Consider the following 13,868-nt stretch of genomic DNA (forward strand, 5'->3'; position numbering starts at 1 on the left):
ACGCCGCCGGTTCGCTCATCTTATCGTGCTGGATTCGGATACCCACGGAAAAGACGACTTCGATACGCGCGGGCGTGCGTCACCGGGGCTGGACCTGCCTTCATCGCGGGTCGACGGCTCCGCTCAGGACCGATCGTCCGATCCGCCGTCGTTCCGGGACCGAGAGAGCGCGACCGCCCCCGTCGCGAACGCGACCTGCGTGGCTACGCCGGTCGCAAGCGCGACGTCGCAGGCCAGGCCCGCCCACCGGACGACCGACCACGCCGACTCCCCGGCCGCGAGTACTTCGACGGCGACGGGGAACGCGAACTGGTACCCGAGAACTGCGCCGACCGGGAACAGGACGGCGCCGACCAGCGCGAGGAGCGCGCGACGGGATCCGGCGTGCGACGTACTGACCCACCACCGGCGGAGAACGACAACCTCCAGCGCCAGGACGAACCCGACGACCAGGGCGACCCGAACCTGCGCGAAGATGACGTCGAACGGCGCGACCGCGACGAGCGTCTCGACGGTCGCTGCGTCGTTCAGGCCGCTTCGCAGTACGTCCCAGAGGACCGCCTGCATGGCGAACACCGTCGCCGGGACCGCGGCCAGGAAGGTGACTACCCCGAGGACGATCGCCAGTGGGTCGCCGAGCGTGCCCACGATGACGGCACGGACGCTCGACCGATCGTCGGCCGTCCGTCGAGCGGATGACGAACTGGTCATTCGTCCGAACGGTTCACCGGTCGGGGTATCAATCTACTGGGACCGGACGGGATGAGAGGACGCGCGAACGCAGTCGCTACCGGAGAAGGTGCGTCGAAAGCGGAAAAACGGCCCTTATTTCCACTCGGTATAGCCGCACTTGCCGCAGTGCTGGCGGTCGTCGTGCTCGGCGAGGAACGCGTCGCCACAGCGGGGACAGCGTTCGCGGGCTTCCTGGCCGTCGTCGTCGTAGTACTCGTTTCGGGCCATCGGATCAGGCCTCCTCCGCCTCTTCCTCGCCCTCGCCGTCGGCGACGATCTTGTTGCGTTCGAGCATGTGGTCCTGCTCGACCTCGCGGGCCTGCTCGGCGCTGTCGTACACCTTGGCGTAGCCGATGGTCCGGCGCATGCCGAACTTCGTGTCGAGTTCGTGGACGACGGTCTCTTCGGCGTCTTTGTTCAACATTGCGGCCAGCGAGTCGCGGACGGAGAGACGAGAGGGGGTCGCGTCCTCGTGTCGCACCTCGAACCGAACGTCGGTCCGGTGCAACATGGGGTTCTCGTCTTCCTCGATGATTTCGATGTCCATGTTTCGTTGTGTGTCTCTAGCCCTTGAGTCGCGTAAAAGGATTTCGAAGCCGTCGGTCCCGTCAGACGCCGTTCGTCGGAGCGTCCAGTTGGCGTCTCTCTGGCCGTCACCGCCTCCGTCTGGCCGTTCCGGACGGCGACCTGTCTTCCCGTGTACAGGCCGCAGGCGCCCAGGAACGTGCCTGTCACTACTCGTCGGTACCGCCGGTTCGTGATGCCTGAGTGACAGGACGGGAACGTTTTTGATCCTCTCTGCCGAACCCGCTCCCGTGCCCGAACGCCGCCACCGCAACCTGGTCCTCGGGACGATGGCGCTGCTCATCGCCGTTCTGGCCGCGGTCGACGTCCTCGCGCTGGGTGGAACGTCGACCAATCTCGGCCGCTTCGACGCCGTCGTCTGGGGCGTCGTCGCCACCGTCGTCCTCGTCCCCCACGCCTCGTCACGTGCCCGCCGGGTTCGCGATCGCGCTTTCGGGAGCCGGCCGGTCCGCGTCGCCTTCGGTCTCTTCGGTGTGGGGTTGCTGGCGCTCACCGGCGGTTTGTTACTCGAAATCTCTGGGTCGTGGGGTCGTGCATCGCTTCCGTCCCGTTTGAGCGTCGGCTTCTGGATAGCTGTCTTTGCTCTCGGCGGCGTCGGCGCCCTCTGGACGGCACTCGACGGGTGACTGGATCCGGCGCACCTCGGAGGCGACAGGGCTATACCAGCCGACAGCCCCCAGTACGTCATGTGGTGTCACGCAACGTTCAACCGCTTCGGCCGCTGTCACCGGCGAATCGCGAGGCCCGGTGCAGTGCGACGCGCTTCGCCCGGATCTGGGGTGCGTTCCGCGCTGGTCCACGGGGATGAGTGACGGGTCACGCGAGCGGGATCGAGCCGTCGACGCCGACGAGCTATTGACGGCGCTGCCGGACCCGGTTCTCGTCGTCGACGACGACGGCGACTACGTCGACGCGAATCCCGCGGCCTGTGACCTGTTCGGCCACGACAGAGCGGACCTGCTGGGACGCAACGTCTCGGAGTTCGCCAGCGCCGACTACGACGTCTCGACCGCGTGGGACCGGTTCCTGGCCGAGGGCGCGGCGACCGGCGAGTTCGAACTGGTCCGGCCGGACGGCGACCGCCGAACCGTCGAGTTCACGGCGACGGCGGCCGTGACGCCGGGGCGCCACCTCGCGACGCTCCGGGACGTCACCGACCGCCGACGGATCGAGGCCGACCTCCGGGAGAGCGAGACCCGCTTCCGGCAAATCGTCGGCCGGGTCGAGGAGACGATCTGGATGGCCGAGGCCGAGACCACCGAGCTCCTCTACGTCAGCCCCGGCATCGAGGCGCTGACGGGCCGCCCGCCCGCCTACTTCGTGGACGACCCGATCTGGAACTTCGTGGCCGACGTCCACCCCGACGACGCGCCGGCCGCCCGGGCCGCCGTCGAGCAGTGGCTCGCCGACGTCGAGTCGGGCGACCCCGACGACGAGTACCACTTCCAGTTCCGGTACGTCCGGTCCGACGACGCCGTCGCCTGGCTCCACGTCGACGCCAGCGTCGTGACGGACGCGGCGGGCCGGCCCGACCGCATCGTCGGCATCATCGACGACGTGACCGACATGAAGTGTCGCGAGCGAGAACTGGAACGGAAGAACGAGCGTCTCGAGGAGTTCGCGGGGATGGTGAGCCACGATCTGCGCAACCCGCTCCAGGTCGTCGTCGGGCGGGTCGCGCTCCTCCGCGAGGAAGGCGTGGCGGCCGAGTCGGTCGCCGACATCGAACGCGCGGCCGACCGGATGGCACAGCTCATCGACGACCTGCTGACGCTCGCGAGGGGCGGCGACGACGTCGACACCGTCGAGCCCGTCTCGCTGGAAGTCGTCGCGAGCCAGGCCTGGGGGACGGTCGCCAGCACAGACGCGTCGTTCGCCGTCGTCGACCGCGCGGTCGTCACGGCCGACGAGGGTCGGCTCCGCCAGCTCTTCGAGAACCTCTTTCGCAACGCGATCGAACACGCCGGCCCGGCCGTCGCGGTCGAGGTCGGCGTCGTCCGCGACGACGGCGTCGCGACCGGCTTCTACGTCGCGGACGACGGCCCGGGAATTCCCCCGGCCGACTGCGACCGGGTGTTCGAACCCGGCTTCTCCACCGCCGCCGACGGCACCGGGTTCGGGCTGGACATCGTCGCCGTGGTCGCTGCGGCCCACGGCTGGTCGGTCGCGATAACGGAGAGCGAGGCCGGCGGCGCTCGCTTCGAGTTCACCGACGTCGACGTCGCGTGAGGAGTTCGGCCACTGGCTGCCACGAACGGCCGCTGTTCGACCGACGCTCAGGCCCGTCCCGCGGCGATCTCACCGATTTCGGCGAGCACGTGGCTCAGATGGATCCGGTCGCTCGGTCGCACGGGGCGTAATGGTTATTGCTACACAAATTCAACACAAACGCATGGCAGAAACCGATTCACCGCCGGAGAAGACGACCGTGAACATCCGCATGACGGAGACCTTTCTCGCCGACGTTGACGGGACGTGGGAGGAGATGGGGTACAACAGCCGGAGCGAGTTCGTCCGCGATATCCTGCGTGACGCGGTAAAGCACCCGGAGTTCAATCGCGCCGACCTGAAGGCGATGCTCGCGAGCGAAGTCGACGTGCAGGAGGGGCGGACGTACTCCAGTGACGAGGTGAAGGCCGAATACGGCCTCGACGACGGTTCTGACGACGGGAGTGACCCGAACAAATGAGCGGGGAGGGGGACTGGGGATGGGAACTCACCGAGCGCGGCCGTCGACAGTTCGACGGACTTGACGAGTACGCGCGGGAGCGAATCGTCTCGAAACTGGACGAGGTTGTCGAGGACCCGTGGCGGGATCCGATGGACCACCTCGAACCGCTCACCGGGGTTCCGCATCAGAAACTCCGTATCGGTCCGTTTCGTCTCGGTTGCCGCGTCGACAGGGAGGCGGAGACGCTCTGGATACTCACCATCAAGAAACGCGGTGGTGACGCCTATCGGGGAGACGACTGAGGACGCCGTGATCGCGTCTTCTCTCAGTGACAGTCCTGTTTATCACGCTCGCCCGGCGGTTATCTCACCGATTTCGGCGAGCATGTGACTCAGGTGGATCCGGTCGGAGGTCCCCTCGACGAGGTCGGCGTCGATCTCGCCGGCCAGTTCGTGGATCCGGGCGACTCGGTCGCCCGAGTACCGCGAGCGGGACACGGCGAGGATGTCGTCCAGCACGTCCGACCCGCTGTGGCCCTCGTCGACGAGCAGGTCGTCGAGCGTCGAGCGGGCGTCGGTGAACTCCCCGCTCTCGGCGGCGTCGAGCATCCGCTCGACCTGGTCGTCGGCCTCGACCTCGTTGAGCGCCTCGTACGCGTTCTGCATCGTGATGGCGCCGTGCTGTTCGTGGGTGGTCTGGGCGCCCAGCACGGCCTTCCGGAGGTCGCCGTCGGCGTAGCCCGCGACGTACTCCAGGCCGTCGTCGTCGTACTCTACTTCCTCGGCCTCGACGATGCGTTCCAGCGCACCGACGGTCTCTTCGTGGGTCGGCGCGCGCATCACGACGGGGAAACACCGCGAGCGGATGGGCGGGATGAGCTGTGAAGGCTGGCGCGTGGCGATGACGAACTGCGTCGCCTCGTAGTACTGCTCCATCACCCGACGGAGCGCCTGCTGGAAGTCCTCGCGCATCCCCTCGGCGTTGTCCAGCAGGATGGTCTTGTAGCTCCCAGACATCGGCGTGTAGCTGGCCGACTCCTTGAGGACGTGGTTGATCAGGTCCGCCTTGGAGGACTCCCGCCGGCGCTTCGAGTCGATGAACGGACTGAAGCGCGGGTCGTTGGAGATCTCCTTCTTGGTCATCCCGAAGACGTCGGCGACGTTGATCTCGATGAGGTCCGAGTCGGGATTCTCGTGGACTTCGTCGGCGAGCGCCCGGACGCCCGCCGTCTTGCCCGCTCCCTTGGGTCCGTGGACGAGGAGGTTCATCGGCTCCTCGATGGCTCCCCGGAGGTGCTCGCGTGCCTGCGGCTGGGGTACGTCGTCGAGCGCCGGCGCGTAGGTCTCCGTCCACAGCGGCCCCTGCATTGAGTGTACGTGTGGCGGCCGTCGCGTATCAATCCCGCGAAACCCGAGCGCCTTGATCGGTTGGTGTTTTTGGGCGTTGATCCTGTGTCGGTGGTCGTTGTGTGTGGTTCTGGTGAGTATTCTATGTCAGCAATGAGAACGACAACGCCCAGAAAGCCCTCGGCGCGCTCGACCACCGGAAGACTCACTCCGTTCGTCTTCCGAGCTCTCGTTCGCTCCGCTCACGAGAATCGCGCGGACCCGCTGCGCCCTTCACTTCGTTCCAGTGCTTGCGGGTCCGTGCTTCGTCCAGCCCGCCTCGCCCTTTCATTCCTCCAAGGACAGCACCACCCCTTCCCTCCCCCTGGTCGCGCGATGAAACGCGCTCCCGGCCGACCGTCGTGCGGTTGCGGAGCGGTCAGGAAGCGTGATTCGCGCCGGACGGCGCGAATCCGGGGAGGAGTGGTGGACGAATCGCGAGCGCGGGGCGAACGGAGTGAGGCCGCGCGAGCAACGCTGTCCCTGGTGTCCTGGCGAGCGAAGCGAGCCAGGGCTCAGGAGAGCTTGCTCTCCTGGTGGACTGAAAGGGCGAGGTTCGGTGAACGAAGCACGGACCCGCAAGCACCGCAGGCGCAGCCGAGGAGCGCAGCGCGGTCCGCGCGAGTTCAGCGCGCCGAGGGCTTTCGACGTGTTTGCGGTGGTGATAGTGATTGCTAGGGCGGTGAGGGCTTTCAATCTGCAACCAAGAATCCTCTCCAACTCTCTCAAAATTCAGCAACCACTCAACACATGTCCCGTACGGTCTCCGCAGCGTCCTCCAGCGTCTCGACGGGGTCCTCGCCGGGGTACTCGTAGACGAGCCAGTCGCTGTCGTTCTCGGTGACGGCGTCGCTGATGCCGTCCAGGTCAAGATCGCCTTCCCCGACGGGGACGGACTCGCCGGCGTCCACGTCGTAGTCCTTCAGGTGGACGAGGTCGGAGCGCTCGCCCAGCTGGCGCAACCTGGCGACGGGGTCGTCACCGGCGGCTAGCGCGAGTCCCAGGTCGAGTTCGATGTGGAGTTCGGTCTGGTCCAGGAACGCCTCGAACCCCGTCTCGCCGTTCAGGTCGACGTACTCGTGGTCGTGGTTGTGGTAGTGGAACGCCATCCCGTACTCGTCGAGTTCGGCGTCGAGGACCTCCAGGCGCTCGACAGTGGCGTCGATGGCCTCGTGGGACGCGAAGTGGTCGGCGTCGAGCCACGGGACGACGATGTCGTCGGTCGTCAGCGTCTCGTACCGCGTGACGGTCTCGGCGAAATCCTCCTCCAGTTCGTCGATCTCGACGTGGGCGCCGGCGACCGCCAGTTCCGTCTTGTTGAGCGCTTCGACCACGTCGTCGGGGTCCTCGTCGGTGACGCGGAAGGCGAACTCGACGCCCTCGAAGCCGGCCTTGGCGACGAGTTCGAGGAGCTCGGTGAACGGCCGGTCCACGTCGCGGAGCGTGTACAGCTGGATAGCAGGGCGCGTCATGGTTCTAAAGAGGGGCTTCGGTCGGAAAGACGTTCGTGTCAGATATCTCATCACTCGACGTCCGGCGGCTGACGTGACGGCTGACGTGACGGCTGACGTTTATCTTCACGGGGTTGCACAGTGATACCATGGACGTCCCCTCCGATCCGTCGCGGCCGCCGTCCCGGCAGTCGGCGCCGGCTCACGAGTTGCCACCGCCGTCAGCACTCCCCGACCCGTCGGCGCTTCCCGCCAACCCCGACCTGCCGGACCCATTCGAGACGTTCGCTGGCGAAGCGGTCGAGCGGCGTGCCGACTGGCTCGCCCGTCGCGCCGAGATCCTCGAACTGTTCCGCCGGTACGTCTACGGCTACGCACCAAATCCTCCCGCGATCGAGACCGCGGTCGAGCGGACGCCGGGGGTCCTCGACGGCGCGGCGACGCTGACCGAGGTGACCATCTCGTTTCCGGAACTCCCAGCCGACGCGCCGTCGATTACGCTGGCGCTGTTCCTGCCGGCGGCCGCTGACCCGAACGCCGACACTGACGCCGGCGGTGACTCCCCCGCACCGGTCGTGCTGGGGCTCAACCGCGCCGGCAACCAGGTGACCGTCGGCGACGACGCGGTCACGATACTGGGTGATGCACCACGCGCCGCCCGGCAGGAGTTCTGGTGCGTCGACCGCATCGTCGACCGCGGCTACGGGTTCGCGACGTACTTCTGCGGGGAACTGGCGCCCGATAGCGAGGCCGCCGACGGGGGTATCCGCGACTCCTACGACGACGATGACCTCCCCGGCCCGCCGGGGGCCGAATGGGGGGCGCTGGCGGCCTGGGCGTGGGGGCTCCACCGCTGCGTCGACGTCCTCCGCGCGGTCGAGGGGGTCCGCGCCCACCAAATCGCCGTCCTCGGCCACTCCCGCCGGGGCAAGGCGGCGCTGTGGGCTGGCGCGACCGACGAGCGTATCGCCCTGGTGGTCCCCCACCAGTCCGGCACCGGCGGCGTGACCCTCTCCCGGGTGAACGACCAGGAGTCGGTCGCGGACATCACCGGTGCGTTCCCTCACTGGTTCGCCGACGACTTCGACGCGTTCGTGGACCGCGAGGCTCACCTCCCAGTCGACCAGCACCTCCTCGTCGCCTGCGTCGCGCCCCGGCCCCTGCTCGACACGGAGGGATCGCTGGACTTCTGGGCCAACCCCGACCTGGCCGCCGAGTCGCTCCGGGCCGCCGCCCCGGTCTGGTCGTTCCTCGACGCCGACGGGATGGTCGGCGACGGCCTGCTCGCCGGCGACGACGAGGTCTCGCGAGCCAGTGCGGGCGATCTGTGCCAGTACCGCCGGGACACCGAACACACCCTGAACCGGGGGTACTGGGATGCTATCCTCGACTTCGCGGACTGCCACTTCGAGTGAGTCGCGGCTGTTCGAGCGCGGCCGACCTTGCGCCGAACGTCAGCCTTTTTCGCCGACCGTGCGACTGACTGGGTATGACAGACTGGGTCGCCGACCACCCCATCGAGAGCCGCGAGGCGGCCGACCCGCACCTCGCGCACGTCCAGCGGTTCCCCGTCAAGTCGCTCGACCCGGCGCAGCGCGAGCAGGCGACGCTCACCGCCGTCGGCGCGCTGGACGGCGACCGCGAGTGGGCTATCCTCGACCGTCCGGGGACCGAGCCCTACGACCCCGAAGCCGCAGACGTCGGCGGTAGCGGCGACTACGTCAACGGCAAGAAGACCGCCGCCGTCCACCGGCTCTGGTCCCAGTACGTCCCCCGCGAGCAGGGCGGGCCCGCGCTGGCCCTGCGTCGACGGGACGCCGACCCCGACACCAGCCGCCTCTTTCCCCTCTACGACGGCCGGTCCGGCGAGAACCCCGCCACCGAGCGCGACGTCCACGGCGACCTGAACCGCTGGCTCTCCGAGTACTTCGACCGCCAGGTGAGCGTCCGCTGGGACGGCCGCGGCCAGCACGACGACCGCGAGCGCCACGGGCCGACCGTCGTCTCGACGGCGACGCTCCGGGAGGTCGCCGCCTGGTTCGACTTCGACGTCGAGTCGGCCCGCCGGCGCTTCCGCGCCAACCTCGAAATCGGCGGCGTCCCGCCGTTCTGGGAGGACCAGTTGTTCACCGATTCGGGCGAGGTCGTGCGCTTCCAGGTCGGCGACGCCGCCGTCGACGGTATCCACCCCTGCCAACGCTGCGTGGTCCCGGGCCGCGACCCGGACACGGGCGCGGAGACGCCCGACTTCCGGGAGACGTTCATCCGCCAGCGCGAGGCGACGATGCCAGACTGGACCAATTGCGACCGCTTCGACCACGCCTTCAGGCTGATGGTCAACACCACGGTCCCCGATGAGTCCGACGGAACGTCGGTTCGGGTCGGCGACCCCGTGCAGATCGTGGGGAATCGACCGGAGTAGAGAGAGTAGTTCTTGCTATCGTCTCCTACTCGCTAGCACACAGCATTACCACAGACACGTCGAAAGCCCTCGGCGCGGTCGCGGCCGCTCACCGGGATACCCTCACGTCCGTTCGGGTAGGGCCCGCTGAGCGACTGCCTTGCAGCGCGACCGCACCTCGCCCTTTCAGTCCTCCAGGACCAGCCTTGCTCGCGCGATAAAACGCGCTCACGGGTCGCTTTGCTCCCCGTTTGCGCGTTCGGAGGCTCCTCCCTCCGGTCAACGCCTCCCAGCGCTCGCGATTGCCTCCCCACCCTTCCCCGGTCGCTCGCCGGCCGGCGAGCGACACGCTTCCTTCCGCAACCGCGCGGCGGTCGGCCGGGAGCACGTGCCCGAACGAATGTGAGGGTCGTGCGACCAGGGGAAGGGCAGGGCTGCGGTGGGATGGACTGAAAGGGGCGGCCGTCTCGGGGAACCCCGGCCCGACTAGCACCGGAGCGAACGGAGTGAGCGAGGAGCGCAGTCGCGGCCGCGGGACCCGAGACGGTCGGGGCTTTCGGGTTGTTTGCGGTCGTTGAGGATACAGATTCTGCAACTCCAACAGATCCAATTGAATCACGCCCTCCCCAGAAAACAGCGCCGTCCCTCGAATTCGCATTCAAACCCACCGGAGATCGCCCAATATCAACGATGCCACGACGTCGGAACAACCGCCAGTGCATTAGGACCGTCCGCCCAACCACTGATCGATGCCAATCGACTCGTTGCCGAGGATCGGCCTCGGGACTTACTCCGACGACAACAGAGAGCAGTGGCGCGACAACGTGCGGACGGCCCTCGACGTGGGGTACCGACACGTCGACACGGCCCAGGTGTACGGGAACGAGGAGTACGTGGGCCAGGCCATCGCGGAGAGCGACGTCGACCGCGAGGACGTCTTCCTCTCGACGAAGACCGTCCACGTCGACGTGCCGCCGGAGCCCGAGGACACCGCCGACGCCATCGACGGCTGTCTGGACCGCCTCGGCGTCGACTCCGTCGACATGCTGTACGTCCACTGGCCGGCGGACAACTACGACCCCGAGGTGGTCCTGCCCGCCTTCGACGAGGCCTACGACGAGGGCAAGACCCGGAACGTCGCGCTGTCGAACTTCTCGGCGGACCTCGTCGACGAGGCCCGCGAGATTCTCGACGCGCCCATCGCCGCCCACCAGGTCGAGTGCCACCCGCTCCTCCAGCAGGAGGAACTCCGCGAGTACGCCGTCGAACACGACCACTGGCTGGTGGCCTACGCCCCGCTCGCGCAGGGCGCGGTGTTCGACGAACCCGTCGTCCAGGACGTCGCCGAGAAACACGACGCCTCGCCGGCCCAGGTGAGCCTGGCGTGGCTGCTCTCGAAGGAGAACGTCGCGGTCATCCCGAAGGCGTCCAGTCGCGAGCACATGGAACAGAACTTCGCCGCCCAGAATCTCGAACTCGACGACGAGGACGTCCGGCGCATCGACGACGTCGATGGGACCCATCGGTGTATCGACCCCGGACACGGCGTGTGGAACCAGTGATCCGATAGCGGACGCGCCGGTGCGAGCGCCGTCCGGACCGACACCTACGCGTCCGGTGACGGCGAGTTCGGTGACGGGCGGTCGAGGACCCGTCGACGCACCCGCACACCTCGGTCGCCTCCGCTCCGTCCCATCTCACCGGTCGAGCGGTGCGCTCCGCTGGTTCACTCGCAGGACGTGCTGGTTTGTCACCTGCTGACACGGCTGTGACCGCTGGAAGTGGTAATTCGTCGCCGACCGGCTTCTCGACATCTGACACGGAAGCGTCCCTCGCGTGACCGCTATGCCCTATCTAGCGTACCGCTGGACGGTTTTGTACTCTAGGTCGCTAGTATAAGCTGTCAGCGCGCTACCCTCTACACACGATGACTTTCAGCGCCGCAAGCGTCACGCTCGGGAGCGACCCGAATCCGACCGGAGCGAATTCGGCGGGAGTGAGCACGGAACGAACCAGCGACGAAGCGGTGGGACGCGACGGGCGGATGAGATCGGTCCTTCACACGCGATACGGGCCGCCGGACGCGCTGGTGGTGCGGGACGTCGAACGGCCCACGCCCGACGCGGACGAGGTGCTAGTGCGGGTCCGCGCTGCCTCCGTCAACGCCGCCGACTGGCACGTCATGCGCGGTGAGCCGTTCCTCGTACGGCTCATGGGGTTCGGGCTCCGCAGTCCGAAGCGGGCCGGCTTCGGGGCCGACGTGGCGGGCGAGGTCGAAGCGGTCGGGAGCGACGTGACGACGTTCCAGCCCGGCGACGCCGTGTTCGGGGAACTCCCCGGGTCGGGGCGGGGCAGTTTCGCGGAATACGTCTGTGCCGGCGAAGACGTCCTGGTGGCGATTCCGGACGGCGTGAGCTTCGAGGAGGCCGCGGCCGCGCCGATGGCGGCGGTCACCGCACTCCAGGGCCTGCGCGACCACGGGCGGCTACGGGCGGGTGAACACGTGCTGGTGAACGGCGCGTCCGGCGGCGTCGGAACGTTCGCGGTCCAGATAGCGAAGGCGGACGGCGCCGAGGTGACCGGCGTCTGCCGCACGGAGAAGATCGACGCGGTCCGGTCGATCGGTGCGGACCAGGTGATCGACTACACCGAGGTGAACTACGCGGAGACCGGAGACCGGTACGACCTCATCCTCGACGCCGGCGCACACCAGTCGGTGTTCGCATCGCGGCGTGCTCTCGCTCCCGGCGGGCGGTACGTACTGGTCGGCGGTACACTGGGACCGATGCTCCAGACGATGGCGCTTGGACCGCTGCTCTCCCGGCTCGGGAACGGGCGGGTGACCGCCATGATGGAGGAACCGAACCCGGACGACCTCGCCGTCGTGGGCGAACTCCTGGCGTCCGGTGACGTCGTCCCCGTCATCGACCGACGCTATCCTCTCGAGGACGTGCCAGTGGCGATCGCCGACCTCGAAGCCGGACGCGCGACCGGGAAGTTACTCGTCACCGTCGAGTAACGGACCGGTCGACACGGGGCCGGGATCCGGCCGAGGCCGTCGAATCGGCCGCCGGGGATCTACTTCGAGAGCAGAAATCGTCGAGTGCGGCGCCGATTGCGTTCGTCGCCACCTCCTGAAGCCGGTCGCACGGGACGCCGGAGACGACCACCGCCGTCCCGGGAAACCCGTCGCGGCTCAGTCGTCCGCGTGGTCGTGGTCGTGGTCGTGGTCGGCGTGGTCGTGGTCGTGATCGTGGCCACCGTCGGAGGCGGCCTCGGCGTCGCCGTCGCCGGCACCAGAGATGTCGCCGCCCGCGACGAGGGCGTCGTGGTCGCCCTCGATCATGTCCAGGTTCTTGAGGTTGTCACGCTCCTCGAAGTCGGTGACGGCCTCGCGCAGGTCCTGCTGGGTGAGCGTCGTCCGCTCCTCGGTGAGCGCCTCCAGGACGGCCTCGCGGAGGACGAGCCGGAGGTCGCTCCCGGTGAGTCCCTCGGTGATGTCGGCCAGTTCGTCCGGGTCGAACTCGTCGATGTCCATCTGCTGGGTGACCACGCGCAGGATGTCCGAGCGCATCCCGTAGTCCGGCTTGGGGAAGTTGACGATCTCGTCGAAGCGGCGCCAGACGGCGGCGTCGAGCTGGTCGGGGTGGTTGGTCGCGCCGATGAGCAGCACCTCGTCCTCGATGAGCGAGACCTCGTCGATGCTCTTTAGGAGCGTGTTGACGGCGCGCTTGATGGCGGCGTGCTCGTCGGAGGAGCGCGTCTTGGCGACGAAGTCGAACTCGTCCATGAAGAGGATACAGGGGGCGAGTCGCTTCGCGACCTCGAAGGTCTTCTCGACGTTCTTGGCGGTCTCGCCGAGGTACTGGGAGGTGATCATCGAGAGCTTGACCTCGACGAAGGGGAGCTGGAGGTCGTGGGCCAGCGCTCGCGCGACGCTGGTCTTCCCGGTGCCCGGCGGGCCGACGAACAGGAGCTTCCCGATCTCGCGCAGACCGATGCGGGCGAGGTAGTCGCGGTGCTCGATGGCCTTGACGATCTTCTCGATCTCGCCTTCCTGGTCCGGCGTGAGGACGAGCTGGTCCATCGTCATCTGGACCTCCTCGGGGGCGCGGATGTCGACGAGGTCGAGCATGTTGTCGCCGTCCTCCTCGTCCTCGTCGTCGTTCCCGAAGGCGTCGTCGAGCAGCGCGTCGATGAACGCGCGGTCGGCCCGCGCGGGGCGATTTTGCTCGCGGGCCAGTTCGTAGTCGACGCCGTCGATCTGGTCCTCCCACTCGGCGGCGAGCACCGGGTTCTCGTTCACGTGGTCGGCGTCGACGCGCTTGCGGAACCACTCCGCGGCCATGTCGCGGTCGGTGAACTCGACGGTCCCGGCGAACTCGTCGCGGTCGGTGAACATCAGGCTGGAGATGGCCTCCCAGGGCCGCTCGACGTCGGTCGCCTCGGCGATGGCGCCCTGGTCGGCCGTCAGCGGTCGTTCGATGGTCGCGTCGCTCCAGAACGGCGCCCGATATGCCGGCGGGAGGTCGTCCGGATCCAGGTCGCGACGGTCGTTGAACAGCTTCGTCGTCAGCATGAATTCGACGACGTCGACGTCGGGGTCACTCATTCCCACCCAAGTTCGCCGGGCGGTGGGATAA

At 67.9% G+C, this 13,868-nt stretch carries 14 protein-coding genes; 8 read left to right on the forward strand and 6 right to left on the reverse strand.

Translation table 11 applies throughout. The features are described from left to right. Positions 1-123: 123 nt before the first annotated feature. The 3 genes from AC5FRV_RS06740 to AC5FRV_RS06750 all read right to left on the reverse strand — a co-directional run bounded on the left by AC5FRV_RS06740 (position 124) and on the right by AC5FRV_RS06750 (position 1,279). Entirely contained in the window at positions 124-711 is a 588-nt protein-coding gene (locus tag AC5FRV_RS06740; protein WP_493560336.1) for a twin-arginine translocase subunit TatC, read from the reverse strand. A gap of 114 nt (positions 712-825) precedes the next feature. Then, positions 826-960 carry a 30S ribosomal protein S27ae gene (locus AC5FRV_RS06745; RefSeq protein WP_089818809.1) on the reverse strand — a complete coding sequence of 45 codons (135 nt, stop codon included), beginning with the start codon at positions 958-960 and terminating at the stop codon, positions 826-828. A gap of 4 nt (positions 961-964) precedes the next feature. Then, a complete protein-coding gene (locus tag AC5FRV_RS06750) occupies positions 965-1,279 on the reverse strand; it encodes a 30S ribosomal protein S24e (RefSeq protein WP_493560337.1) in 315 nt (104 codons plus the stop codon). A 268-nt stretch (positions 1,280-1,547) separates the two neighbouring features. On the opposite strand from AC5FRV_RS06750, the gene AC5FRV_RS06755 reads away from it, so the two are divergent. The 4 genes from AC5FRV_RS06755 to AC5FRV_RS06770 all read left to right on the forward strand — a co-directional run bounded on the left by AC5FRV_RS06755 (position 1,548) and on the right by AC5FRV_RS06770 (position 4,290). Further along, a complete protein-coding gene (locus AC5FRV_RS06755) occupies positions 1,548-1,943 on the forward strand; it encodes a hypothetical protein (RefSeq protein ID WP_493560338.1) in 396 nt (131 codons plus the stop codon). Between the two features lie 178 nt (positions 1,944-2,121). After that, complete coding sequence (locus AC5FRV_RS06760; protein WP_493560339.1) at positions 2,122-3,546, forward strand: sensor histidine kinase; 1,425 nt, start codon at positions 2,122-2,124, stop codon at positions 3,544-3,546. A gap of 163 nt (positions 3,547-3,709) precedes the next feature. Beyond that, on the forward strand, positions 3,710-4,006 hold the full coding sequence (locus AC5FRV_RS06765; RefSeq protein WP_493560340.1) for a ribbon-helix-helix domain-containing protein: 297 nt from the start codon (positions 3,710-3,712) through the stop codon (positions 4,004-4,006). Beyond that, positions 4,003-4,290 carry a type II toxin-antitoxin system RelE family toxin gene (locus tag AC5FRV_RS06770; RefSeq protein ID WP_493560341.1) on the forward strand — a complete coding sequence of 96 codons (288 nt, stop codon included), beginning with the start codon at positions 4,003-4,005 and terminating at the stop codon, positions 4,288-4,290. Before AC5FRV_RS06765 ends, AC5FRV_RS06770 begins: the two co-directional genes overlap by 4 nt. Before the next feature lie 42 nt (positions 4,291-4,332). On the opposite strand, the gene AC5FRV_RS06775 is transcribed toward AC5FRV_RS06770, so the two are convergent. Both AC5FRV_RS06775 and AC5FRV_RS06780 read right to left on the reverse strand, forming a co-directional pair. Further along, entirely contained in the window at positions 4,333-5,355 is a 1,023-nt protein-coding gene (locus AC5FRV_RS06775) for an AAA family ATPase (RefSeq protein WP_493560342.1), read from the reverse strand. A 761-nt stretch (positions 5,356-6,116) separates the two neighbouring features. After that, positions 6,117-6,845, reverse strand: a complete 729-nt coding sequence (locus tag AC5FRV_RS06780) for a sugar phosphate isomerase/epimerase family protein (protein WP_493560343.1) — start codon at positions 6,843-6,845, stop codon at positions 6,117-6,119. Between the two features lie 128 nt (positions 6,846-6,973). Here AC5FRV_RS06780 and AC5FRV_RS06785 point away from each other — a divergent pair, with 128 nt between their 5' ends. The 4 genes from AC5FRV_RS06785 (at position 6,974) to AC5FRV_RS06800 (ending at position 12,244) form a co-directional block, all read left to right on the forward strand. Further along, entirely contained in the window at positions 6,974-8,239 is a 1,266-nt protein-coding gene (locus tag AC5FRV_RS06785; protein WP_493560344.1) for a glucuronyl esterase domain-containing protein, read from the forward strand. A gap of 74 nt (positions 8,240-8,313) precedes the next feature. Then, complete coding sequence (locus AC5FRV_RS06790; protein ID WP_493560345.1) at positions 8,314-9,246, forward strand: MOSC domain-containing protein; 933 nt, start codon at positions 8,314-8,316, stop codon at positions 9,244-9,246. Between the two features lie 728 nt (positions 9,247-9,974). Continuing rightward, the gene (locus tag AC5FRV_RS06795) at positions 9,975-10,787 is read left to right on the forward strand and encodes an aldo/keto reductase (RefSeq protein ID WP_493560346.1); all 813 of its coding nucleotides are present in this window, start codon (positions 9,975-9,977) and stop codon (positions 10,785-10,787) included. Positions 10,788-11,269: 482 nt separating this feature from the next. Continuing rightward, entirely contained in the window at positions 11,270-12,244 is a 975-nt protein-coding gene (locus tag AC5FRV_RS06800; protein ID WP_493560347.1) for an NAD(P)-dependent alcohol dehydrogenase, read from the forward strand. A 177-nt stretch (positions 12,245-12,421) separates the two neighbouring features. Here the strand turns inward: AC5FRV_RS06800 and AC5FRV_RS06805 are convergent, their stop codons facing one another. Then, on the reverse strand, positions 12,422-13,837 hold the full coding sequence (locus AC5FRV_RS06805) for an ATP-binding protein (protein ID WP_493560348.1): 1,416 nt from the start codon (positions 13,835-13,837) through the stop codon (positions 12,422-12,424). Between the last annotated feature and the right edge of the window lie 31 nt (positions 13,838-13,868).

Source organism: Halomicrobium sp. HArcel3 (assembly GCF_058933135.1).